The following is a 26,900-nucleotide window of genomic DNA, read 5'->3' on the forward strand; positions in this document are numbered from 1 at the left end:
TCTAGTTAGAAATTAGGAGTTATGGAATAGATTATTCCTTATCAAAATTTAGAAAACATATTCAAAGAAACTACCATGTAGTTTCATACTTAACTACTAAATAAACACTCATAACTATAAACTGCTTAAAGTACTGTGCTTAAGAACTTTTCTAGTCCACCTTGTCCCTTTTCAGTTCTCTTAAATACTCCTGCATCTTCAAGCACCCTTGAGAATATAATTCCAACTTCTTCTTTTAATAACTCCTTAGCTTCTCCATAAGTTAATGAAGAATTTTCAGACATCATTCTTTCTATCCATGGTATATGCTTATTAATTTCATCATTTTTTTCTGCTTCAACTCTGTTATAAACTAAGTCCCCGCATAATATTTTAGCTATAGTATCTAATTCCTTCTCTAGTCTTCCTGGCAAAACAGCAAGTCCCATAACTTCAATCAAACCTATATTTTCTTTCTTTATATGATGAAGTTCTTTATGTGGATGGAATATACCATCTGGATGTTCTTCTGAAGTTCTATTATTTCTTAAAACTAAGTCTAATTCAAAGGCTTCACCTTTTCTTCTAGCAATTGGTGTAACTGTATTATGTGGTACATCTCCGCTAAAAGCTTCTATCTCATTTTCAGCATCTGAATAACCCTTCCAAGCTTCAAATATTTCCATAGCTAAATCTACAACTCTATTTTTATCATTACCCTTTATTCTAACTACAGACATTGGCCATTTAACAGTTCCAATTTCAATATCTTTATATTTTTTGCTTTCATAATACTTTTCTATTTCAGCCTTCTCCATAGGAAATTCATGTCTTCCACCTTGATAATGATCATGGGTTAATATTGATCCTCCAACAATTGGTAAATCAGCATTAGAGCCTATAAAATAATGTGGTAAAACTTCTGTAAATTCAACAAGTCTTTCAATTGAATTTCTTGTTAATCTCATAGGCTCATGTTCACCACTAAATACAATACAATGTTCATTGTAATACACATATGGTGAATACTGTAAGAACCATTCTTTATTTGTTAATTTCATAGGAATAATTCTATGATTTTGCCTAGCTGGATGATTTATTCTTCCTGCATAACCTACATTCTCCTTACAAAGCAAACACTTTGGATATGTTGCTTGTTTCATAAGCTTTGCTTTTGCAATTTCCTTTGGATCTTTTTCTGGCTTAGATAAATTAACTGTAATTTCTAAATCCCCATACTCAGTTTTTGCTGGCCACCAAAGATTTTTAGCTATTCTTTCAGTCATTATATAATTTGATGCTTTGCTTAAATCGTAAAACCAATCTGTTGCTTTTTCTTTTGATTCATTTTCATATTTATTATAAAAAGTTTTAACAACTTCTCCTTCTCTTGGCATTAATAATCCCATTATTTTTGCATCAAATAAATCTCTTAATGTAGTAGTATCTTCTTCTATTAAACCAGTTTCAACAGCGAAGTCTAAAATATTATTTAATATACCAACTGCATTTTCTTCTATACCCTCTTCTACTTCTCCTTCAAAAGGTGCTTCTACTTTTAATAAATCTATTAATGCATTTCTTGAAGGAATCACATCCCATTTTGAAATCATTTCCTTTTTTAAAGCAAATTTTAAAAGCCTTTCAATTTCATACCCAATATTACACATAATTTTCACCATCCACTTTTAATTTAATAATATTTAAAATAAAATTTAATAGTCTAATTTTGTATTACTTTATTGTAATACCATTAAATATTTCTTGAATAACTAATGTTGTAGCTCCTACTACTGCAACGTCTCTACCTAGTAAACTCTTAATTATCTTTACATTTTCGCTTGATAATTTAAGCCCTCTATTTTTAACTATTTCATTTAGTGTTTCAATAGCATGTGTTGTATTTTCAAATATTTCTCCAACAACTACTATTGCCGTAGGATTTAGTATATTTATTAAATTTGTAATACCTATTCCTATATATCTAGCTGCCTCTTTTAATATTGTTATTGATAGCTCATCACCATCCCTTGCAGCTATACATATATCTTCTATAGTTAAATTATTTATATCATTATGTTTTATCTTTAAAGAACTATTTACCCCTTGTTTTATAAGCTTAATAGCTTTTTTAGTTATATTATTATTAGATGCAACAGTTTCAAGACACCCATAATTACCACAATTACATTTGTCACCATCTGGTTCTACTACTATATGTCCTATTTCTCCAGCACTAAAATCAACTCCATAATAAGGCTTATTATTTATAATAATTCCAGCTCCAATACCATTTGATATATTTAGAATTATAAAATTAGCTATATCTGAAGTTACTCCAAACCAACTTTCACCTAGTGCCATTGCTCTTACATCATTATCTACATATACTGTTAATCCAAGAGCTTCTTCTAACTCGCTCTTTATATCTACATTTTTCCACCCATAATATGGAGCATATATAGATATTCCTGTTCTTGCATTTACTATCCCGTGTAAGGCTACTCCTAGCCCCAATATTTTTTCCTTATCTATCTCACTATCATCAATAACTTCATTAATTAAATTAACTAACTTATTAAAAACTAAATCATGATTAAATCTTTCATCATCTATTTTTATTGATTTTTTAATTATTATCATAGCTGAAAGATTAGTTATCACTACTTCTATTACACCAACCCCTATGCATACACCTATTACATATCTAGCATTGGGATTAAGCTCTAATATTATTGGTGGTCTTCCTCCACTTGATTCTCCAATTTTACCTTCTACAAGAATTTTATCTTCAATTAAAATTTTTGTTATATTAGTAACACTAGCTGGAGTTAACCCCGTTAGTTTTGCAATCTCTGCACGTGATAGACTTCCATTATCTCTTATAACTTTAAGTACCGCTGAAACATTCAATTGTTTCATTAACTCAAAACTACCTTTTAATACTTTACTCACATTACCACTTCTTTATTAATTATTTTAATAAAGTCTTCAAAAAAATTTCTTCTATCTTAAAGACCTTTGAAATTGTTTTCTTATCTTTATGTTATCATATCTTTATATTTTGTCAATATTATTTTACTCAAATTAAAATAAAGGCTAATTTATATTAGCCCTTATTCATTATTTATTATTTAATACTTTATATACCTTAAATGAAAGTTTATCCAATCTAACCTCTAATAAATCTTCAATAGTTTTCGTTATTAAATTTACTCCCTTTGACCTTAAATTAAGTCTTACTAGAGATTCATCTTCATTATTATTAAATATTATTAAAGTTTCTTCATTATTTAAAACTCTCTTAAAAGCTATTATATTATTTTCACAATGTACTTCTTCAAATGTTCCATAAATAAATACTTTATTTTCTTTTCTAATATTAATTATATCTCTATAAAAATCAAATATTTCTCTATTCTGTGTATTATTATTCCAATCCATACACTTTCTATTGTTAGGATCATCTCCTCCACTTAATCCAATTTCATCACCATAGTATATATACGGAACACCTATATATAAAAATTGATATGCTATAGAAAGTTTTATTCTATCAATATTTCCATCACATTCTGTATAAATTCTCTTTGTATCATGACTTCCAACTAAATTCCACATTTGCTTAGTTATGCTCTCCATATATAGAACTCGATTTTCAGCCATTATATCAAAAAACTCTCTTCCACCTATAATTCCTTTTGCAAAAAAATCTATAATAGCATTTTTAAAAGGATAGTTCATTATACCATCTAGTTGATCTCCTTTTAAAAAGGCATTAGCCTCATGCATTATTTCCCCAATTATTATTGCATCCTTTTTTATACTCTTAATTCTTTTTCTAAATGCTCTCCAAAATTCATGTCCAACTTCGTCACAAACATCAAGTCTCCAACCATCAATCCCTACTTCTTTAATCCAAAACTCTCCAACGCTCAACAAATACTCTCTGACCTCTTTATTATTAGTGTTCAGCTTAGGCATATTGTCACAACCATTTGCAAAAGTGTAATATTTATTTTTTGATTTTGTTACAGGCCATGAATCTATAAAATACCAATCTTTATATTTAGATTTTTGCTGATTTTCTATTAAATCTTCGAAAGCAAAAAAGTCTGAACCCGAATGATTAAATACTGCATCAAAAACTACTTTCATACCTAATTTATGAGCCTTATCTACTAATTCCTTAGCTTCATTTAATGTTCCAAATTGAGGATCTATATCAAAATAATCTTGAGTGTTATATTTATGATTAGTACTTGCTCTAAATATAGGTGTAAGATATATTAAATTTACTCCAAGATCATCTAAATAATTTAACTTATTAATTATTCCTCGTAAATCTCCTCCATAAATACTTCTTCTATGAACTCTTCCTTTTCCCCACTCACTAGTTCCTTCAATATCTATAGATGAATCACCATTACAAAATCTATCAGGAAATATTTGATATACAACTGATTCTTGCAACCATTTAATCTCTTCATATAAATCTTCTTCTGCTATATAAGGGAATTGAAAAGAATTCATATCATTATAGTTAAAATGTTTATTTACAAAGCCTCTCTCATTATATTGAAACTTTTCACAATTTGTATCTACAAACTCAAAATAGTATCTATACCTATTTCTAAAAACTGATATCTCTGTTTGATAATATGTGAAAAACTCTGTTTCTCCAACTATTCTCATAGCTTTTTTATTGTATTGATTTTCCCAATCATATCTATCCTTATAATAAATATAACATTCCTTAATATCATTTCTTGCAACTCTAACTCTTACAACTAAAGTATCCTTATCTTTTCCATAAGAATAAGGAGTATCTAAAACATGAAAAACTGCATACTTATTCATAAATTTCCTCCTGTTATATTAAAACATTTACATAACTATTATAAAAATTTTTTATACCACAGTTTGTATATTTATAATATAATATATATATAATTAATATAACTTTCTATATTGGGGAGGATTATTATGTACGAAAGTTTTATTTCCGATTTAAATATTTTTAGCAATGAATTTTCATCTTTTATTGATACTAGTAATAGACCTGCTATTCTTTATAAAATTAAGCAAAAACATATTGGAGAATTAGAAGAAGATTTAAATATAGAAGATAAAAAAATAGATTTATATATTTGGAATGCTATATTTTCTAAAGAAATCATAAGACACGGTATTTCAAAAAAATATCTTCATACCCTTTACAATAAATATTATATTAAAATTCCTACACTTAATGATTTAAACTCACTTCAAGAGCTAGAAATAGAAATGGCTGAAGCATATCTTGAATTTTTAATTAGTGATGTAGAAGTTAAGGATAACTTCATAGTAAATAAATTACTTCAACATCTTCATATGAACATCGAAAGTTTTATGTCTCTTGAAAAGATATCTGAACATCTTGGAATAACACCAGAATATGCATCAACTTGCTTTAAAAAACATATGGGAATATCTTTAATGAAATACTCAAAAAAAATTAAAATAGATAGAGCTAAAGTTTTATTACTTACAACCAATAAAAGCATGCTTGATATATCAATATCACTTGGTTTTTATGATCAAAGTCATTTTTCAAAAACTTTTAAATCCTTTGAAGGAGTATCTCCATCTGAATTTAGAAATACTCATTACAATTAAATCTTAAATGCCATGCTATCAAAATATCATTAATTTTTGATCTCATGGCATTAGCACTTTATATGTAATTTAGTTATTTTCTTGCTCTTTCAACTCTAAGTTTCTTTCCCTTTATAGTTGAATTCTTAAGCCCTTCTATTACTTTATTTCCTTTACCATTTAATATATCTATATACGAAACAGTGTCTTGTACGTCTATTATTCCAATATCCTCAGCAGTTATTCCTTCAATTCTAGATATAGCCCCTACAAAATCTCCTGCTCTTAATTTTTTCTTTTTACCACCATTTAAATATATTTTAGTTATATTTTTATTTATAACCTTAGCTTTTTCCTTTTTGACCTTTGGTTTAGATTTTAAAGCTTTTATCGCTTCATCTCTTTTTTCTTTATTTACTTCAATAATATTTCCTGCAACAGGAATTTTAAATCCTATATAATCTTGTATTGTGTCTAAAAGTCTATCCTCATATTGATTAACAAAGGATATAGCTTTTCCTTTTGCCCCTGCTCTACCTGTTCTACCTATACGATGTACATAAGCTTCTTTTTCTACTGGTAAATCATAATTAATTACATGAGTAATGCCTTCTACATCAATTCCCCTTGCTGCGACATCTGTAGATACTAATATTTTAAAGTTACCCTTTTTAAATTTATCCATTGCTTCTAATCTTTCCTTTTGAAGCATTCCACCATGAATCTTATTTACAGAGTATCCTTTTTTATTTAAGACTTCAAAAACTTTATCTACATTTTCTTTTGTTTTGCAAAATACAACTGCTGTCTCTGGCACTTCACTTATTAAAAGCTTACTTAAATTATCTAACTTATAAAACTCATCAAATCTATATAATTCATGAGTTATATTGTCTGTTATTAACTTTTGTGCCTTAATTTCAATATTAACAGGATTATTCATATATACCTTACATAATCCTAATATCTCATCTGGAATAGTTGCTGAAAATAACATTGTTTGTCTATTTTTACTTAATGCATCTATTATATCCCTAACTTGATCTATAAATCCCATGTTAAGCATTTCGTCAGCTTCATCTATTACTAAATATTTTATATTCGATATATCTAATGTTCCCCTATCAATATGATCAAATATTCTACCTGGAGTTCCTACTACAATATGAGTTTTTTGTTTTAACTCTCTTGCTTGATCAGAAAAAGGCTGCTTTCCAAATACAGCAACAGCTCTTAACCTTTTAAATCTACTTATATTTGTTAATTCTTCTTTAACTTGAATAGCTAACTCTCTAGTGGGTGTTAAAATTAAGGCTTCTGGCTTACTCTCTTCCCATTGCACATTTTCACATAATGGAATTCCAAAAGCTGCAGTTTTCCCACTTCCTGTTTGAGATTTAACTACAACATCCTTTCCACTTAATACTTCAGGTATAACCTTGCTTTGTACATCAGAAGGCTTATTATAGCCTATTCCTTCTAATGACTTCATTATTTCATTACATAAATTGTAATCCTTAAATGTATTTTTTAACATATTTACCTCGTTTTTATAAATTTTATTTATTATATTTCATTTAATTAGTATAACCTATATTTATATTAAGTAAATAAAAAAATAAAAGGCAACTCAAACTATTACCAACAATTTGAATTTGCCTTTTGTATTTTTTAAGAGTTTAAGAATTCTTCAATATTTAATATCTTCTTGAATTCTTCTAATCCAATTCTATCAATATAATTTCCTAGTCTTTCTCTTCCTTGGCCATTTTCAGCGTAAATATCTATTACTCTTTCAACAACCTCAAAAATTCTTTCATCTGGAATATTCATAGCAATTCTATCACCTAATCTAGGAATAACTCCACCTCTTCCTCCAAGGTAAAGAATCCACCCCTTTGGTCCACCTATTAAACCAATATCTCTAGTATGACTATCTGCACAGCTATTTGGACATCCACTAACACCTATTTTTAATTTATTAGGAAGATTTCTACCATGGAATGCTCCATCTAATTTTGAACCTATAGCTACTGAATCCTGTAGCCCTCTTTTACAGAAGGTAGTTCCTGGACATATCTTTACACTTCTTACACATAACCCTATTGCAGCTCCTGGCTTCATACCTAAATCAGCCCATGCATTATCAATATCTTCTTCTTTTAAGCCAACTATGGCTATTCTCTGAGCTCCTGTTACCTTTACTGCTGATGCATTGTACTTTTCAGCAACATCGGCAATATCTCTAAGTTGCTTTGGAGTTATAAGCCCTCCTGTTAAATGTGGAGCTATTGCATATGTTTCCATATCTCTTTGAACTACAGCTCCCTTATCTAATAAATCTTTCATAGAACTTCTCCTCTCAAATAAATGTAATATACTTTGCTTTTACTATCTATTTATTAACTATAGATTTATAAGCTTTTCTCTTTATATTCTTTTATATCATCTATTTAATTATAAATCTATATAAATTTTTATTATAATTAATAAATAAAATTTATACTCACTTAAAATTTCTTTATATTAACAAAACTACCTATAATATTATACCTATAGGTAGTTTTTTCTTGTTTATTTATAATCAACCCTAACCATTTCATTTAATATGTAAGCTAATTTCTTACTATTTACTTCAATAATTTTCTCTCTTATTTCAAACCTAACTAGTTCAACACAATCAACTATTGCATTAATTGCATTTCTGAATTCAATTATATTAAGCGATGTTGCTTCTTTTCTCCCATATCCAATATCATACTTATGAACATCTGCATCATCCTTTTTATCAAAAATATTAAGGACACCTTTTCTATCTGCTGCTAATATATTTTTATCGTTACAATCTTTCTCATCACTTTCAATTGCATATACAAGTTTTTTATGGAACTTCATCATTGTAAATAAAATCATTAACTCATATTGATCTTTTTCTAAGAAATTTTCTTCTCCATTACTAGCAAAATACGCATTTAATAAATCATATGGTACAACAACCATAGTACATTTGCCTTCATCTATAGAAAATTGATATATTCCATTAAATACTCCAAACTTTATAACATCAATTAACTCTTTACCTTGTAATTTTCTTATATATTCAGTACCATCTTTTATAATATTAAAATGTTTAACAAAATTTTGTGCAAATTCCTTTTCTGAAAAGAACCACATACATGGCATTTTCTTATGATTTAAAGCACATAATGGTTTTGCTGTATTTTCATTAACCTCTTCAACTGTTGCACTTCTTGAAGCTATTGTATAAACTTCATTTAATTTAAAAAATTCACTTAAAACCTCTTCAGTTTTTTTTCTAAAGCCTTTAACATCAGCTCTTGGAGTTTTTGAAAATTCTTGCAATAATTCTTGATATTTTTTAGCTGTTCCTGTATTCATATTTTTTCCCCTTTTCTCCCTTTTTAAATGTTTACATTTCAATTATACAACATATATCTACATTTTTTCAACGACAACTAAAAATCACAATTCATATTTTACAATTTAAATAATAAATATAATTAAATCTATATAAATACTAACTAAGTCTCCATAATAATTGGAATTATTGTAGGTCTTCTTTTGGTTTTTTCATATATATAATTTTCAACAGTTTTTTTAATGCTACTCTTTAATACATACCACTCAATAACGCCCATTCCTAAACACTTTTCTAGCTCATTTACTGATAATTCTTTTACTTTATTTATAAGTTCCTCAGACTCTTTAACATATACAAAGCCTCTTGTGATTACATCTGGTCCTGAAACAATACTTAAAGTATCTCTTTCAATTGCAACCACAATAGTTAACATTCCATCTTGAGCTAAATGTCTTCTATCACGTAATACAATATTTCCAACATCTCCAACACCTAAGCCATCAACAAATATAGCTCCTGTTCTAACCTTACCTTCTTTTTTGCAACTATTCTTTGTTAATTCTAAAACATTTCCTGTTTCTAAGATAAATATATCACTTTTTTTCATTCCTAAATTTTCAGCTAAATCACCATGATGTTTTAAATGTCTATACTCGCCATGAACAGGCATAAAATATTTCGGATTCACTAATGTATGTATAAGCTTTAATTCTTCTTGATATGCATGCCCAGATACATGAACATCTTCTAAATCCTCATATATTACGTCTGCACCTTTTCTAAACAATTGATTAATAACTCTTGAAATGAGTTTATCATTTCCTGGTATAGGTGATGCTGAAATTATAAAAGTATCATTAGGTTCTATAACTATTTTTCTATGAGTTGAAAATGCTATTCTAGCTAATGATGCCATAGGTTCACCCTGGCTTCCTGTAGTAATCAATGTAATTTTATCATTTTCATAATTATTTAAATCATCAATACTAATAATATGTTCATTAGGAATATGTAAGTATCCAAGCTCCATAGCAACCTTAGATATATTTTCCATACTTCTTCCATTAAAAACTACTTTCCTATTACTTTTAATAGATGCATCTACTATTTGCTGCATCCTATGAATATTAGATGCAAAAGTAGCAACTATAACTCTTCCCTTTGCTTTTCCAATAATACGATCTAATGTTAATCCTATACTCTTCTCTGATAAAGAATGTCCTTGTCTCTCAACATTAGTGCTATCTGCCATTAATAAAGCTATTCCCTCTTTACCAAGATTAGATATTCTTTGCAAATCCATCTTTTGTCCATCTATTGGTGTATAGTCTATTTTAAAATCACCTGTATGAAGTATTATTCCTGCAGGTGTAAATATAGCTAAACTACATGAATCTGCAATACTATGAGTATTTCTTATAAACTCTACTTTAAGCTTATTAAATGAAATAACGTCTCCTGGCTCAACATTGTTTAACTTTGCCTCTGCTAAAACATTATGTTCTTCTAGCTTAGTCTTAACAATACCTATTGTTAATTTAGTTCCATAAAGAGGAACATTAATTTCCTTTAACACATAAGGTAATGCTCCTATATGATCCTCATGTCCATGAGTCAAAAAAATACCTTTTATTTTTTTTTCATTGTTTTTTAAATAAGTAATATCAGGAATTATCAGGTCAACTCCATACATTTCTTCATCTGGGAATGCTATTCCACAATCAATAACAATAATCTCATCATCACACTCTATAACAGTAATATTTTTTCCTATTTCCCCTAATCCACCAAGAGGTATTATTCTAACTTTTTCTTCATTCATCAAAACAATTCCTTTCATAAAATATCTAATATATCTATTATTATTATTCCTTGCCATATTATTAGTTATTCTATAAATTGAAAGTATATTTTTATAATTATTTTGTTTTTATAACTATTTTATTTTTATAATTATTTAATGTATTTATTATAAAAATAGTTTTATTTTATCAAATCAAAGAATATCATTATATTGTACAACCATTATTCCCCGTTTATTTTTAAAATATTCTTTCTATAAAGGAGGCTATTAATGGATATATCTCATTATACAAGCATCTTATCTAATCGATTGAATTCTTATTTTGATATACAATACGATAATCAATTACTTTCTAATACATTTAACATTTTCGCTAGCACAAAGCTAATTCTAGGTAGAACAATGATATCTCAAAAAGATATAATAGATAAATTTGAATCAAATGAATATGTTCTAGTAAAATATTTTGAATCTATAGATGATTATAAAATTGATGACTTTATAGAATACATAAAAACTACCCCTAACCTTTTAGTAAAACCCCATAAAGATCATAAAAGTTCTTATATAAATGCAATCATTGTCTGCAATACTCTTCCTAATAAATCAACAATAAAAAAAATTAAAGAGTTCAAATTTGAAAAAATATATAAATTTTACTTTCAAGGTTTTTGCGAAATAAGATTATTTATTGTAGGTCTTTCTGATAACTTAGTTGAATCTAATAAAGCAGGTAAAAAGCTAAAAAAGGTGTATTTACCTACATCTTAATTATATTTTATAAGGGGGACTTATATGAACTCATTATTATTACTTATTGGTGCTATAGCTATTTTCATTATTGCTTATCTAACCTATGGACGCTGGTTAGCAAAAAAATGGGGTATTGATTTTGAAAGAAAAACTCCTGCAAACACTTTAAAAGATGGCATTGACTATGTTCCTGCAGATGCTAAAGTAGTCCTCGGACATCACTTTTCTTCAATTGCTGGTGCAGGTCCCATAACTGGCCCTATACTTGCTTCTGTATTTGGTTGGCTTCCAGTTTACTTATGGATTTTAGTTGGATCTATATTTATTGGTGGAGTTCATGATTTTGGTGCACTATTTGCTTCCCTTCGTCATGATGGTAAAAGTATTGGTGAAATAATGAAAGTTAATATAGGCAAAAGAGGCAAATTATTATTTGATGTATTTGCATATGCAACACTAATATTAGTTGTTGCTGCCTTTACTTCTATTTGTGCTGGTACATTTGCATATAATCCAACTGCACCTGAAAGTTTAACTGGAGCTAGGGCTGGTACTGCCTCTCTTCTATTCATTGCCTTAGCTGTTGCATTTGGTTACTTTGTCTATAGAAAATCAGCTAAACTTGGTATTGCTACGATAATTGGCGTTTTAGTTTTATTTATATGTATATGCCTAGGATACCTATTCCCAGTAGTTAAACTTTCCCAAGGCGCTTGGAATATTATTCTTATAATATATATAGCATTAGCTTCTATTCTACCTGTATGGATTTTATTACAACCAAGAGATTATTTATGTTCATTCCTTTTATATGCAATGTTAATTGGTGGTGTAATAGGTATATTATTCTCAACTCCATCTCTTTCAGAAATACCTATGTTTGCTGGATTTAAAATTAATGGAAATACATTATTTCCATTTTTATTTGTAACAGTTGCTTGTGGTGCTGTCTCTGGATTCCATTCACTTGTAAGTTCTGGAACAACTGCAAAACAAGTAAAATCTGAAAAGGATACTCAACTTATAGGATATGGTGCTATGCTTATAGAAGGTGTTGTTGCTGTACTTGCACTTATAGCTGTTGCTTCAGTTGCAAAAGCTGATGGTGCTACCCCTGCTCAAATATTCTCAAATGGTTTAGCTACATTTATGAATAAATTTGGTTTACCAATGGAAATAGGTAGAATATTTGTAACTCTTACTTTCTCTGCATTTGCTTTGACAAGCTTAGATACTGCAACAAGAATTGGTAGGTATATATTTCAGGAATTATTTGATGATGCCAGTGAACCTGTAAAAAAATTCTTTGGAAATATATATACTTCAACAATAATTACAGTTTTACTAGCAGCAATATTATTAGGATATGGCTATGATAAAATTTGGCCAATGTTTGGATCTGCAAACCAATTATTAGCTGCATTATCATTATTAGCTATAACTGCATGGCTTGCAAAGAAAGGTAAGAAAACTATGATGACTATAATTCCTATGGTATTTATGTTTATAGTTACTCTAGTTGCCCTTGGACTTTTAATTAAAACAAACTTATTTAGCTCAACTCCTAATTATATACTTGGAGTTATTGCTATAATACTATTTATTTTAGCTATAGTTCTTGTTGTAGAAAGCTTCACTTCATTAAAAAAGGCTAAAAGTGATGCCCAAACTAATATTTAAATAATTATGTAAAATTATAAAATAAGATGGAAGCTAAATTATATAGCTTCCATCTTACTTTACAACTAAACTTTCAAAACTTGTCCTGCATATATTAAATTTGGATTTGAAATATCATTTAATGCCACTAAATTATTAACTGTAGTTCCAAACCTTAATGCTATTCCACTTAAAGTATCACCATATTTAACTACATAAGTTGCAGTTGAGTCTCCTCTTTGTGCAGATACTCCTGATCCGCTAATTTTCAACACTTGCCCAACATATATTAAATTTGGATTTACTATTCCATTTATTCTTGCTAAATACTGAACTGTAGTTCCAAATCTTGCTGCAATTCCACTTAATGTATCTCCTGATTGTACTACATAAGTTGTTTGATATTGTTTAGATGATGCTCCAGTTTTAACTGAATTAGAAACTGGAAGTTTTAATACTTCTCCAACATATATCAAATTAGGATTTGCTATATTATTTAATTGCACTAATGCTTGTACAGTTGTGCCAAATCTTAATGCTAATCCGCTCAAAGTATCTCCTGATTGAACTACATAGGTTCCACTAAAACTATTATTTCCTCTTTGAACTTTACTATTTCCATATATCTTCAATACTTGTCCTACATAGATTAAATTAGGATTTGCTATATTATTTAATTGTACTAATGCTTGAACTGTAGTTCCAAATCTTGCTGCAATTCCACTTAATGTATTTCCTGCTTGTACTACATAATACTTGATACTCCCATTTTCCAACTCTTGCTTTCTAGTTCCTGGAATACTTACCTTACTATTTAGCAATATACCACTATTAAAAGTATCTAAATCAGAGTTTCCATTTACACCTGGAGTATATCCTGTATCTGAATATTGCCAGCCTGCATAACTACTTCCCCATATTGGATTATCTTCTGGACTACTAGTTCCATACTCTGCTATCCATAATGGATAATTTTCTAATCCATATCCTGTTTCAATATTATTATTTGCAAAGCTTGCATAAGTGTATAAAGCTACATCTAATCCACTGTTTGATTGAACCTCTTTTAAAAATTCACTTGCAATACTTGATAATTCTGAAGGCCCGTATCCACCTGCTTCTTCTAAATCTAATACCAATCTACATTCACTTGTCATTCCACTTATAGCATTAGTAAAATATCTTGCCTGTTCTGATGCTGATACAGATGGGCTAAAAAAATGATAAAATCCTATTAATAATCCACTATCAGATGCTCCATCATAAAATTCTTGAAGATAAGGATCTGTATAAAAGTTTCCTTCTGTTGCTTCAATATAAACTATTTGTACTCCGCTATTCTTTACCTCTGAAAAATTTACGCTTCCTTGCCAATTGCTAATATCTATCCCCTTATAAGTTGTCATCTCTCTACTCCTTTGCGTAATATTTTAGATATACTTTATTACTATTCATCACACAAAAAAATAGTGAGTACTTTATATTAATATTGAAACTTATATAAAAATAAGAGATTATTACATTCACTTTTGTAATAATCTCTTTAATTTATCTATTTATTAGTTATTATAGAAAAGACTTTCTGAAGCGTATTCTGCATCACATGTAACGTCTATTCCAAGTTTTCTAAATGTTTGCTCATCACTAGTTGGTAATATAGTAACTGAATGTGCTTGACATCCCTTTAGCATAGCTAACTTTTCCATAGCAACTTGTGCTGTTGGATTAGTAGCAGCTGAAATACTTAAAGCAATTAAAACTTCTTCACAGTTTAATGATACTTTTTGATTTGATAAAGTTTTAGATTTTAAATCTAAAATTGGCTCTAAAATAACAGGTGAAATTAAGTGCATATCATCTGCTATATTAGCTAAATGTTTTACAGAATTTAATAACGCTGCTGCTGATGCATCTAATAACTCTGAACCTTTTCCTGTAAGAATAGTTCCGTCATTTAATTCTATTGCAACTGCTGTACATATTTCATTATTTTTTTCTTCTTTTAATTTTAATGCACGCTCTCTAGCTGGCATTACAACTTTTCTATCTTCTTCTTTTAAGTTTACTTGTTCCATTATAAGTTTTGCATGTTCAAAAGTATCTTTATCTACATACCCCTTCTTATATTCACAACCAGTTTTAAAATATCTTCTTATAATTTCTTGTCTTGAAGCTTCTTTAACAACTTCATCATCAACTATACCAAATCCAACTCTATTAACGCCCATATCTGTTGGTGATTTATAAATCGATTCTTTTCCAGTAATCTTTTCTATTATTCTCTTAAGCACTGGGAATGTTTCTAAATCTCTATTATAGTTAACTGCAGTTTCTCCATATGCTTCTAAATGGAAGTAATCTATCATGTTAACATCTTTTAAGTCAACTGTAGCTGCTTCATAAGCTATATTTAATGGATGCTTTAGCGGAACATTCCATACTGGGAATGTTTCAAACTTAGAGTATCCAGCTACATTTCCTCTTTTATTTTCATGATATAATTGACTTAAACATGTAGCCAGTTTACCACTTCCTGGTCCTGGTGCAGTAACAACTACTATTGGTTTACTAGTTTCAATATATGGATTCTTTCCATATCCCTCTTCACTAACTATAGTATCAACATCTGTTGGATATCCTTTAGTAGCTCTATGCTTATAAACTTTTATTCCACGTCTTTCTAATTTATTAATGAAAACAGTAGTTGAAGGTTGATCATTATATCTAGTTATTACAACTGAATTAACTTCTAGATCATAACTTCTTAAATCGTCAATAAGTCTTAAAACGTCCATATCATAAGTGATTCCGAAGTCGCCTCTTATTTTATTTCTTTCTATATCTCCTGCATAAACACAAATAACTACTTCTACATTTTCTTTTAATTTATGTAATAATTTAATTTTTGCATTTTCATCAAATCCTGGTAAAACTCTTTTTGCATGTAAATCAAACAAAAGTTTCCCTCCAAATTCTAAGTATAACTTGTCGTAGTTATTTACTCTTTCTAATATGTACTTTGATTGCTCCTCTAAATATTTCTCATGATCAAATCCTATTTTCATATGTCCACTCCTAATTTTATAGTTTTTTTTTAGCATAAATAGCTTTTTAATATAAAGAACTATTTATACTAATTGCAACTATTAATAAAAAATTTCAATTTTATTCTTATTAATTAGGCACAAAATATATAATATTATTGCACAAAATTTTAATAAAGTAAACTATAAAATACGAAATAAAATTTATTCAGAATATTTATAATTCGTAAAATTTAACAAGAATTATATTTTTATATCATAACTTTTAAAACACTCTTTTCTTTCTATCTCAATCAATAAATTAATTAAATACCTTCTTATTATTTATTGATGCTAAAACGCCCAAATGCTATAATTATCTAATTAACGCTATAAAATTAGGGGGAAAAATGAAAATCAAAAATAAATTCTTAAAAACCTTTTTAGGAATACTTTTATTTATTTTAATATGGAACTTAAGCTTTTATGTTGCACAAAAAGTTAGGGTTTTTGGCACTACTTCTACAGATTTAATAAATCCTCAAGTTCAAACCTTTGATGAAATAATGGATATTTCTAATAAAATCACTATTGAAAAAAAGATTTTTTCTTTTAGGAAACACTATTATATCCTTAGTGATGGTGTACTTGTTGGTGAAGTTACAGGAAAGCTATTTCCTATATTCGGAGATACTTTAAAATTAAAAGATATTAATGGAAATCTTATAAAAAAAGAAAATCAAATTAAAAGAATGGGCTTAACTCAAGTTAAATTATTCAATTTATCTATAAACAGATTAGCACAGGTAGAAGACTCTAATGGTAATATAACTGGTTACATAGGTGAACAAAAACTTACTGATTTTTGGAGATTAAAAAGAGTTGAACACTTTTATAATTCCAGTTATAAAAAGTTAGGTAGGGGAATTCCAGACTCTATAATCTTATGTAGAGATTATAAGATTTTTGATAATGACGATAATGTTGATTATATTATTGATGGTAGTATTTTTAGCCCTACTCATAAATATAAAATTACTATTAATGATACTAGTGACGTAGATGTTGAAGATGCCATTTTTTATACTATAATTGAAAATTCTATTAGAAGTGATAAGCTTAAAGAATCTAATTCAAATTCAAATAAAGGAAAAAAATAAAAAGACCAGTTGGTCTTTTTATTTTTAATCCTTAACAAAGTCTCTTAACCTAAAACTTCCAGCTGTAAAAAATACTACCGACATCAAAATTAAAACTAAGCAAGGCATAATTATACTTCCTGTATCAATTATTCTTAAAAGCCATGTAAATGGTGATATTATAGATAGTCCTTCTATGAATATAGGAACATTTTCAATAGAATCCATTCCCCATTGCATCATAGATGCTACAAAAGCTATTAGACCTATAACTACAATAGCTAAACTTGCTAATGTCTTATTTTTTATCCACCTTGTTACTGCTACAATAAGAGATGTGGTAATTAAGCTTCCTAATACAACCGCCAATATCCCTTGAGCTATATTAGCATTTTCCGGCTTTAAAACTGATATTAAAATTAATAATCCTAAACTACATAAGGCTCCTTGTATTATAAATGATGACATAAATAAGCTTCCTAATATAGCTCTATCAGAATTAGCTGTAGCTATTGTTCTCCTTAAAACATTTTGTTCTTTAAGTTTAATTATTTCTTCTGATATTATAGATCCACCAATCATCATAAAATAACATAACATTAAAACTATCATTATATAATTTGACTTATCTGTTACTTTTTCATTGTTAACTATAGTCTTTATTGATTTTGTACTTAACCCTTCACTAATACTTTCTTGAACAACATTATTTATATAGGTTGTTATTATTTCATCTGCCAATATTATTCCATTGCTAGTGCCATTGCTATAACATTTAACTTCTGGACTATTACCATGCTCTAAAACTTCTTTAAAGTTACTGTCTATAACATAAATAGCTCCAACCTTATTATCCCTTATTAAATTTAAATTTTCTTCTGCATCTCCAGTTAAAGTAATATTATAACTTTTTTCTAATTCACCAATTATCTCTTGTGAGTAAATTGAATTGCTTTTATCTACAATTCCTATAGCTCCAATTTTATCACGACCTTCGCCTTTGCCTCCATTAATAATTAAAAGCATTACTACTGGCATTAATAAAGTTATTATGATTACAAAAGGATTTTTTAATTGTCTTTTTATATTAATAAACGTTAATCTCATTAACCCCATATTCTTTTCCTCCCTAATATCCATTCCTTTAAAAAGGCTAACATAAAGGTAATTCCAACAATAGCAATTATAATAATTAACCAATTACCACAGCCTTCTAAATTTCCATTTAAATTATATAAAGAAAAGGCATTATTCAAATAATGTGTTGGAGTTGCTACCGCTAATTTATTTCCTTCTCCTAAGAATATCTCTCCACTTATTAAAGGTAATGTAAATAAAATAACTCCTATTAAATTACCATATTTAGCTCCAAATAATGTAGATATACACTTAACTATACCTACAACAAGCATTGCTCCTAACAATATCAATATAATTAAGCTTAAAAATTCTCCTGTAAAACTAATACCTAATATTCTAAAGAACATAACATATGCAAAAAGAATTATAAATATATATGCTACTAAACATATTGAATCAATTATTAAAAGCTCTACCTTTGTAATAGGAGTAGAATTTAACCTTTTATCAATATTCATACTTACTGGCATATATCCAGCTTTAATTAATGAATATATAAGCATAGTTATTATAAATCCAATCATAGATGCAGACATTTTTTCATACTCCGTGGCACCTTCTTTTGAATCTATAGATATATTCTTTATAATACTATTTGTCGTATTATTTAACTGTAATGTATTCCCATCACTTAGTGAAACATATATCCCTTGATGATATCTATCTAAAACAGATTTTAAAGTTGTAATAGTAGCTAACTTCTTTTCAGACTCTCTATTTATTATTATTTCACCACCATTTAATGATAGAACATCATCTCCATAACCTTTATTTATTATAATTTCAACTTCTGGTTTTTTATCTACAATATTAACTATTTCACTTAACTCATTGCCTTCTAAAAAACTTACCAATTGTTTCGACATTTCACTATTATCATAATCAACTATCTTAGTATTTACAGATTTAATCTTTAACTGGCTATCATGAAGTGTCCCTTGCATAAACCCCATAACTCCAGCTAATAAGATAGGAAATAATATATAATAAGCTATTGTTATGACTCCAGTTGCAAACATATTCTTAAAATTCATTTTCATGTAATACCAAAGCTTCATATCTATTCCCCCTAATCTCTTAAACTTTTTCCTGTTAATGATAAAAATACATCTTCAAGCTTAGCTTCTTCATAGCTAATTTTCTTAATATTAATACCCTCCTTTTCCATCAAGGAAAGAACACTTCCAAGTTTAAAATTAGAACCTATAGTTAATGAAACTTTATTATCTTTATCTGTAACATTATTAATTCCATCTATTGATTTAAGCTCTACTATAGTTTTTGCATTTATATCTTGAGCTTCTATTAACACTTTATTATTAGAAAATACAGCAGCTTTAATTTCTTCCCTATCACCATAAGCAATTTCTTTTCCTAAATCTATTATAAATACTCTCTTGCAAAGCTCTTCAATTTCCTCCATATAATGAGATGTATAAATAACAGTAGTTCCCCACTCTTTACATATATTTTTTACAAAAGAAAATATGTGATTTCTTGATTGTGGATCAACTCCAACTGTAGGTTCATCTAATATTAAAACCTTTGGGTGATGCATTATAGCAACTGCAATATTTAATCTTCTCTTCATTCCCCCTGAAAATTTCTTAACCTTTAGCCTTTTTGTTTCCTCTAACCCTGTAACTTTAAGCGACTCTTTTATTCTTTCTTTTAAAACTTTACCTTTCAGTCCATATAAAGATCCAAAAAACTCTAAATTATCATAAGCATTAAGTTCTTCAATTAAAGCTAGATCTTGTGGAACATATCCTATACACTCCTTTGCTTTTATAGGTTCTTTTAAAATATCATATCCACATATTTTAATACTTCCGCTATCTGGTGTAATAAGTGTTGTCATTATATTTATCAAAGTAGATTTCCCTGCACCATTTGGTCCTATAAACCCAAATATCTCACCTTCATTTACTTCATAACTAACATTATCTAAAACTAACTTATCATTAAATCTTTTTGTTATATTTTTCACTTCTATAATACTCATTAAAAATACCCCCTAGGCTTATCTTAATATTATAATAAGATATTCTTAGGGGGATAACCACTACTTAAGGTCACTACATAAATGACTTAAGTCACTATTCCATTTTTAAATGCAAAAATTGCAATTTGTGTTCTATCTCTAAGTTCTAACTTAGAAAGTATATTAGTAATATAATTCTTTACTGTTCCTTCTGATAAAAATATCTCTTCAGCTATTTCTTTATTAGTTAATCCATTAGCTATTAACTCTATTATTTTAATTTCTTTATCTAACAGCTCAAATTTTTCTATACTCTTCTTAATGTTTGGACTATTATCCATCATTTGTGTTGCTACTTCAGGATGTACTACCATATTGCCTTTATAGGCTGTTTTTATTCCTTCATAAATTACATCATGAGAACTATCCTTAAGCATATATCCGAATGCCCCATATTTCAATGCATCTTGAATATATTCTTTATCTTTAAAGGTTGTTAAAATCAATACCTTTATTTTTGTAAATTGTTCCTTAATAAGCCTTGTTCCCATAACTCCATCACATTCCTTCATTCTTATATCCATAAGAACAATATCAACTTCATTATTTTGACAAAACTCTAAAGCTTTATATCCATTTTCAGCTGTTCCAACAACATCAATATCCTCAAAAATAGATAGCATTATTTTTAAACCTTCTCTTATTAACTTTTCATCATCTACAATCAATAACTTTATTTTATCCATCCCTAAATCTCCTTCTCCCTAGGTACTATTAACTTAATGAAGAAGCCCCTTCCTTTTTCAGATTTTATATCAACCATTCCACCTAACTCTTCTATACGTTCTCTTATACTTTTAAGCCCTACTCCACTTTCAGTTATAACATCAGTTCCTATTCCATTATCATTAAAAGAAATTATGAATTCATTATCTGTAAAATTCATAATTACTTTTATTAACTCTGCCTTACCATGTTTTAATGAATTAGATAATACTTCTTGAGTTATTCTATATAAATGACTAATTTGCTTAGTTGATAAATTCCACTCACCTTTGGATATTATTGTTTTAACTTCAATTCCAGACATCTTTTCAAAGTTTTTACATATTTCCTGTAATCTCAAAACACCTTGATAATTATCATATTCATCAGGTTTAAGCTCTCTTACTGCCTTTTTAACATCCTGAAAACTTACATTTATAAATTCTCTTAAATTATTAGCCATGCTCTTTAGTGAACTACCTTCCTTATTCGCAATTGCCTCCATTGCAGATAATTGAATCATTGCTGTTGATAAAGCATGTCCAACACTATCATGAATTTCCCTTGATATTCTATTTCTTTCTTTAAGCAATGTAATTTCTTCTATAGAATTAGCATACATTTCAAGTTCTTTATTAGCACCTATAAGACTCTCTTCTGAAATTCTCAGCTTATCATAAAGATTTTGAGCCTCTTTTTTTGTAGCATAAAGATTTGAAATATAATTTAATAAAATAAAGAATATTACTAAAACAGTAAAATAAATAAACTTTTCTTCTATATTGCCTGTAAAACTATTTGACAGACTTATTGCTAATACAAAGCCAATTAAACTATACTTAAATCCATTATTTTTTAAATTAAATATATCAATAGCCGCTCCAATAACATAAAAAATTATACTTCCTCCAAATCTAACTTGCGCAAAAGGTATAATTAATAATTCTACAATTATGGATAATATATTAGCATTATCACTTTTAAAATAAAATACTCTCAAATTATTATTTATTATAAATAATAATATAAAAATAATACTTACTATACTTTTGTTTTCCTTTTCTATAAACACTTGAAAAATAAGTATAAACATAGATATATATCGTATTAATAGTAATTCCTTGCTTTTTGCCATAACACCTCTCAATTTTTTCTTAACTTTATTTTGCCTTACCTATATTATACAATAAATAGAACTACATAATCTTATTTTCTATGTAGTTCTATTTATATTTTTACTTATTTCCCATTTAAATAAAAAGTGCAATCTCCCTAAAGAAATTGCACTATACATTATTTATATCTTTAAAATATACTTAATTTACTTTGAAACATTACCTGCTACATTTAATGCATCCCATGTTCTTGCAAATGGTGGTGAATAACAAAGATCTAACATTCCTAATTGATCTGTAGTCATCTTTGCATAAATACACGCTGCTATTACATTACATCTTTGAACAGCATCCTTATATCCTGCTACTTGCCCTCCATATATAACCTTAGTATGTGCATCATAAATAAGCTTAATATAAATTCTTTCTCTACCAGGATAGTAGCTTGTTTGATTCATGTCAGTTATAAACTTAGTTTTATAATCAAATCCTAAATCTTTAACTTCCTTTTCAGATAAGCCAGTTCTAGCAGCTTCCATCTTCATAACCTTAATACAGCTAGATGCCATAGAACCTTGAAATGAATTATTTTGACCTGCTAAATTTTCTCCCACTATTCTTCCAAGCTTATTAGCTCCAGTTGCAAGAGGAACATAACTTTCTTTTCCTGTAATTAAATTATTTATAGTCGCACAGTCACCAGCTGAATAAACATCCTCTACTGATGTTCTTCCATAGCTATCAACTATAAGTGCTCCATTCTTTAACATCCTTATTTCATCTGATTTTAAGAAATCAGTATTTGGCTTAACACCAGTTGCAAGTATAACTATATCTGCATCAATTTCTCTTTTATCAGTTTTAACCTTAGAAACTTTTCCATCACCAATAAGTTCAACTACAGTTTCTGCTAATAAAAGATTAATATCATTATCTCTTAATTCTTCTTCTAAAAGCTCAGTTATATCTTTATCAAATACTTCTTGAAGGACCCTATCTTGTAATTGAATAACAGTAACTTCCTTACCCTTATGCTTTGCAGCTTCAACAGCCTCAAGTCCTATAAATCCAGCTCCTATAATAGTAACTTTCTTATAATCTTCATTTGCCATTAAGTCTCTTAATTTATTACCATCCTCCATAGATTTTAAAGTTACTACATTTTCTAAATTAATATTTTTAATAGGCGGTATTATTGCTCTTGCACCACTTGCAATCATTAATTTATCATAATTTTCTTCTAATATTTCATTTGTATTAAGATTTTTTACATTCAATTTTTTATTAGAAAAATCTACATCTATAACTTCATGTTTAATATGTATTTCTACTCCTGATTCCTTAAATTGTTCAGGAGTTCTTGCTATCATCTCTCTTGAATCATCAAAGAATCCACCTACATAATATGGTAGTCCACAAGCTCCAAATGAAACTATATCACCCTTCTCATATACTACTACATCATCATTAGGTGAAAGTCTTTTAAACTTAGCTGCTGCACTCATTCCTGCTGCAACTCCACCGATAATTACAACCTTCATCTATAACACCTTCCTCTTCTATAATTGAACCCTCAATTATTTATAGTTTACTCTTTATCTTAAATTTATATAAAAATAAAGTAATTGTTAAATAACATTTATTCTTATTATAAATGAAATTCAAAAAAATAATAGTCCTAAAATTAGAACTATTACTTAAAATATTATTTAACTTCTATTCCACCTAATACTGCAGTATATTTAATTCTCACCTTAGGGCCAGACAAAGCGTTTCTATTTATCTTATGCTCAAATCCACCTAAAACTGGTACTCCAGAAATTATTTCCACTCTAACATCCTCAGGAATATATACATCTATTCCTCCTAATACAGCAGTAAGCTCTAATACTATATCTTCTGTTATTTTAGCATCTCTTAAATCTATTTCTAGTCCACCTAATATAGCCTCTGCCACTACCCCCTTTAAATCTTCAGCATTATTCTTGTAATCTCCACCACCTAATATAGCAGTATATCTTGGATATTGTGTTGAATCATACTTATATGATTTACTTTTAGTATACTCTTCATCTTCAATGTTTCTTTTAGTACCACTTCTAAAAAATGATGTTAAAATAGAAATACCTATAATAACTAAAATCAATGGAAATACTAATTTCCACATAATATCACTACTAATAATATCTAAGGCATCAAAAAGTAATATTAAGCCTAATATTACTAGTATTCCTGATCCCCAATTAAATCCGTATCTAACCATAGATACTAATCCAGGTATAATTAAAAATAAAGTCCACCATCCTGGGAAAAATACATCTATATCCCATATGTTAAGAGCATTCCCTCCAAAGATAATTCCTACAGCAACAAACACAAGTCCCCAAATAAGTGCCGAATAATCTTTTTTCATTATTTCCCTCCTAAAAATATATAATTACAATTATATATTACCATTTTGTACCTCTTATTACTAATTTTACTTGAATTAATTCAACTTTTATAAAATCTTACCATATCACCTAACTTCTTAATCTCTAGAAAGAAATTCCTTTTGTATGGTAATACAAATTTGTTAACTCCCAGATAAAAAGAGTAACAGTATTACATCCAATAGCAATTAGATAAATAATTGAAATATAATTGGTAAAAATATAGATGGAAGTAAGTTAGCAATTTTAATTTTAGTTAAACCTAACATGTTAAATCCAAGTCCAACTATAAGTAGTCCTCCAACAGAACTCATATTTGTAATTACAGTTTCACTTAATACTCCGGATAAAAGTCCTGCTCCTAATGTTATAACTCCTTGATATATAAATACTGTTACTGCAGAAAATACAACTCCAATTCCTAATGATGATGTAAAAATAATAGAAGATATTCCATCTAAAATAGACTTAGTAAATAACGTATTATGATTTCCTTTTAATCCACTTTCTAAAGAACCAACTATTGCCATTGCTCCTACACAAAATAAAAGACTTGAAGTTATGAATCCTTCAGCTATAGATATATTACTTTCTTTCTTTCTCTTAAATTTACTTTCTAAATAATATCCTAATTTATTTAGACACTTATCAATATCTATAATTTCACCCAATAATGCTCCAATAGCTACAGATATTATCATTATTAATGTATCCTCACCATTTAAAGCTCCCGCTATACCTATATATATAGTACATAATGCAAGTCCATTCATTATAGTAGTACTTATTTTTTCAGTTAATCTACCTTTTACTACAAGACCGACTAAGCATCCTACAATTACTGCTATTGAATTTACTATTGTTCCTAGCATATTATCACCCCAATTTTATTATTTTTATTTATGATTATACCAATATTTTGTAAAAATTTATATTCTTTTTATCTTACATCATTCATAAAATAATTATGTAACAATAATATAGAGAGGTTGAAAATGATTGATAATAATTCATTATTTCCTTTATTACTTTCCACAATAGCAGGACTGTCAACTGTTTTAGGTGCCGTTATTATTTTCTTTAGTAAAACTCGAAACGAAAAATTTCTTACCTTTTCTCTTGGTTTTTCTGCTGGTGTTATGATAACAGTATCATTTACTGATTTATTTCCTACTGCGCAAGAAGCTATATCAAAGTATCATGGAAAAGTTAATGGTATACTATGGTCTATTCTCTTTTTGTTAATAGGTGCATTAATGGCTTATTTAATTGATATATTTATTCCTGAAGATGAGAAAGGAACCGTTCCTAAATGTGATAATAATTTTGATATTTTTAGAGTTGGCTTGGTATCAACTATAGCACTTATGATACATAACTTTCCCGAAGGTATTGCGACATTTGTTTCTGGATATCAGGATGCTTCATTAGGAATTGCTGTAACTTTAGCTATAGCACTTCATAATATACCAGAAGGTATTGCCATTGCCATGCCAATTTACTTTGCAACCAAAAGCAGATATAAAGCAATTAAATATTCTTTCCTTTCAGGAATGGCAGAACCTTTAGGCGCTTTAATTGCATTCTTATGTTTAAAACCATTTATTAATGAACTTATACTTGGAATAATTTTCGCTGTAGTATGTGGGATAATGATTTACATCTCATTAGATGAGCTTATTCCTTCCTCTAGAAAGTATGGATATACACGTCTTTCTGTAGCCTCTATATTCTTAGGCATTAGCATAATGCCTATAACTCATTTATTTGTTTAGTATTTTATAATTTAAAATAAAATTAACGTATATTTTTTATTATTTTTTATTACCATATTAATAAATATTGTTTTTTTGGAGTGATACTATGATTCTATTAGCAATTATTACTTTAGTTGGAGTTGCATATACCATACTTGAAATTACTTATAATTTTATAAATGATATTACAATTCCCTAAAAAAAGGAGCTAATTAAAAAAATAATTAGCTCCTTTTTATTATAGTTCTTCACCATTTGTTTCTATAACTTTTTTATACCAATAATAACTATCTTTTTTGTAACGATTCATAGAAGAGCCCTCTTCTTCTTC

General features: G+C 28.1%; 22 protein-coding genes. 5 read left to right on the forward strand and 17 right to left on the reverse strand.

Annotated features, from left to right (window positions below; genetic code table 11):
• Window positions 1–125: 125 nt before the first annotated feature.
• The 3 genes from galT to I4V51_RS05915 form a co-directional block, all read right to left on the reverse strand.
• Window positions 126–1,649, reverse strand: a complete 1,524-nt coding sequence (gene galT, locus I4V51_RS05905) for a UDP-glucose--hexose-1-phosphate uridylyltransferase (RefSeq protein ID WP_195987393.1) — start codon at window positions 1,647–1,649, stop codon at window positions 126–128.
• A gap of 64 nt (window positions 1,650–1,713) precedes the next feature.
• On the reverse strand, window positions 1,714–2,934 hold the full coding sequence (locus tag I4V51_RS05910; RefSeq protein WP_195987394.1) for an ROK family transcriptional regulator: 1,221 nt from the start codon (window positions 2,932–2,934) through the stop codon (window positions 1,714–1,716).
• A 168-nt stretch (window positions 2,935–3,102) separates the two neighbouring features.
• Complete coding sequence (locus I4V51_RS05915; protein ID WP_195987395.1) at window positions 3,103–4,839, reverse strand: glycoside hydrolase family 13 protein; 1,737 nt, start codon at window positions 4,837–4,839, stop codon at window positions 3,103–3,105.
• Between the two features lie 126 nt (window positions 4,840–4,965).
• Between I4V51_RS05915 and I4V51_RS05920 the strand changes: the two genes are divergently transcribed.
• Entirely contained in the window at window positions 4,966–5,637 is a 672-nt protein-coding gene (locus I4V51_RS05920) for a helix-turn-helix transcriptional regulator (RefSeq protein WP_195987396.1), read from the forward strand.
• A 73-nt stretch (window positions 5,638–5,710) separates the two neighbouring features.
• Here the strand turns inward: I4V51_RS05920 and I4V51_RS05925 are convergent, their stop codons facing one another.
• From I4V51_RS05925 to I4V51_RS05940, 4 genes are all read right to left on the reverse strand, one after another.
• The gene (locus tag I4V51_RS05925) at window positions 5,711–7,153 is read right to left on the reverse strand and encodes a DEAD/DEAH box helicase (RefSeq protein WP_195987397.1); all 1,443 of its coding nucleotides are present in this window, start codon (window positions 7,151–7,153) and stop codon (window positions 5,711–5,713) included.
• Window positions 7,154–7,287: 134 nt separating this feature from the next.
• Window positions 7,288–7,965: an NAD(P)/FAD-dependent oxidoreductase gene (locus I4V51_RS05930; RefSeq protein WP_195987398.1), complete on the reverse strand. Its 678-nt coding sequence runs from the start codon at window positions 7,963–7,965 to the stop codon at window positions 7,288–7,290.
• 225 nt (window positions 7,966–8,190) lie between these two features.
• Complete coding sequence (locus I4V51_RS05935) at window positions 8,191–9,015, reverse strand: hypothetical protein (RefSeq protein ID WP_195987399.1); 825 nt, start codon at window positions 9,013–9,015, stop codon at window positions 8,191–8,193.
• A gap of 143 nt (window positions 9,016–9,158) precedes the next feature.
• A complete protein-coding gene (locus I4V51_RS05940; RefSeq protein WP_195987420.1) occupies window positions 9,159–10,823 on the reverse strand; it encodes a ribonuclease J in 1,665 nt (554 codons plus the stop codon).
• Between the two features lie 249 nt (window positions 10,824–11,072).
• On the opposite strand from I4V51_RS05940, the gene I4V51_RS05945 reads away from it, so the two are divergent.
• Window positions 11,073–11,573, forward strand: a complete 501-nt coding sequence (locus I4V51_RS05945; RefSeq protein WP_195987400.1) for a hypothetical protein — start codon at window positions 11,073–11,075, stop codon at window positions 11,571–11,573.
• A gap of 24 nt (window positions 11,574–11,597) precedes the next feature.
• Complete coding sequence (locus I4V51_RS05950) at window positions 11,598–13,235, forward strand: carbon starvation CstA family protein (RefSeq protein WP_195987401.1); 1,638 nt, start codon at window positions 11,598–11,600, stop codon at window positions 13,233–13,235.
• Window positions 13,236–13,300: 65 nt separating this feature from the next.
• Here I4V51_RS05950 and I4V51_RS05955 read toward each other — a convergent pair whose 3' ends face one another.
• Window positions 13,301–14,620, reverse strand: coding sequence for a LysM peptidoglycan-binding domain-containing protein (locus I4V51_RS05955; protein ID WP_195987402.1), 1,320 nt, complete (start codon window positions 14,618–14,620; stop codon window positions 13,301–13,303).
• Between the two features lie 153 nt (window positions 14,621–14,773).
• On the reverse strand, window positions 14,774–16,279 hold the full coding sequence (locus I4V51_RS05960; RefSeq protein WP_195987403.1) for a DUF1846 domain-containing protein: 1,506 nt from the start codon (window positions 16,277–16,279) through the stop codon (window positions 14,774–14,776).
• Between the two features lie 368 nt (window positions 16,280–16,647).
• Between I4V51_RS05960 and I4V51_RS05965 the strand changes: the two genes are divergently transcribed.
• Window positions 16,648–17,397 carry a hypothetical protein gene (locus I4V51_RS05965; RefSeq protein ID WP_195987404.1) on the forward strand — a complete coding sequence of 250 codons (750 nt, stop codon included), beginning with the start codon at window positions 16,648–16,650 and terminating at the stop codon, window positions 17,395–17,397.
• Between the two features lie 24 nt (window positions 17,398–17,421).
• Here the strand turns inward: I4V51_RS05965 and I4V51_RS05970 are convergent, their stop codons facing one another.
• From I4V51_RS05970 to I4V51_RS06005, 8 genes are all read right to left on the reverse strand, one after another.
• Window positions 17,422–18,492: an ABC transporter permease gene (locus I4V51_RS05970; protein WP_195987405.1), complete on the reverse strand. Its 1,071-nt coding sequence runs from the start codon at window positions 18,490–18,492 to the stop codon at window positions 17,422–17,424.
• Window positions 18,483–19,574, reverse strand: a complete 1,092-nt coding sequence (locus tag I4V51_RS05975; protein ID WP_195987406.1) for an ABC transporter permease — start codon at window positions 19,572–19,574, stop codon at window positions 18,483–18,485. Before I4V51_RS05975 ends, I4V51_RS05970 begins: the two co-directional genes overlap by 10 nt.
• A gap of 11 nt (window positions 19,575–19,585) precedes the next feature.
• Window positions 19,586–20,521: an ABC transporter ATP-binding protein gene (locus tag I4V51_RS05980; protein WP_195987407.1), complete on the reverse strand. Its 936-nt coding sequence runs from the start codon at window positions 20,519–20,521 to the stop codon at window positions 19,586–19,588.
• Between the two features lie 86 nt (window positions 20,522–20,607).
• Window positions 20,608–21,246, reverse strand: a complete 639-nt coding sequence (locus I4V51_RS05985) for a response regulator transcription factor (RefSeq protein ID WP_195987408.1) — start codon at window positions 21,244–21,246, stop codon at window positions 20,608–20,610.
• Window positions 21,247–21,248: 2 nt separating this feature from the next.
• On the reverse strand, window positions 21,249–22,400 hold the full coding sequence (locus I4V51_RS05990; protein WP_195987409.1) for a sensor histidine kinase: 1,152 nt from the start codon (window positions 22,398–22,400) through the stop codon (window positions 21,249–21,251).
• Window positions 22,401–22,586: 186 nt separating this feature from the next.
• Window positions 22,587–23,921, reverse strand: coding sequence for a CoA-disulfide reductase (locus I4V51_RS05995; RefSeq protein ID WP_195987410.1), 1,335 nt, complete (start codon window positions 23,919–23,921; stop codon window positions 22,587–22,589).
• Window positions 23,922–24,085: 164 nt separating this feature from the next.
• Window positions 24,086–24,793, reverse strand: coding sequence for a hypothetical protein (locus tag I4V51_RS06000; protein ID WP_195987411.1), 708 nt, complete (start codon window positions 24,791–24,793; stop codon window positions 24,086–24,088).
• A 207-nt stretch (window positions 24,794–25,000) separates the two neighbouring features.
• On the reverse strand, window positions 25,001–25,684 hold the full coding sequence (locus tag I4V51_RS06005) for a DUF554 domain-containing protein (protein WP_195987412.1): 684 nt from the start codon (window positions 25,682–25,684) through the stop codon (window positions 25,001–25,003).
• A 123-nt stretch (window positions 25,685–25,807) separates the two neighbouring features.
• Here I4V51_RS06005 and zupT point away from each other — a divergent pair, with 123 nt between their 5' ends.
• The gene (gene zupT / locus I4V51_RS06010; protein ID WP_195987413.1) at window positions 25,808–26,587 is read left to right on the forward strand and encodes a zinc transporter ZupT; all 780 of its coding nucleotides are present in this window, start codon (window positions 25,808–25,810) and stop codon (window positions 26,585–26,587) included.
• Window positions 26,588–26,900: the final 313 nt, after the last annotated feature.

The sequence above is a fragment of the Clostridium sp. D53t1_180928_C8 genome (assembly GCF_015667795.1).
GTDB lineage: Bacteria > Bacillota > Clostridia > Clostridiales > Clostridiaceae > Clostridium.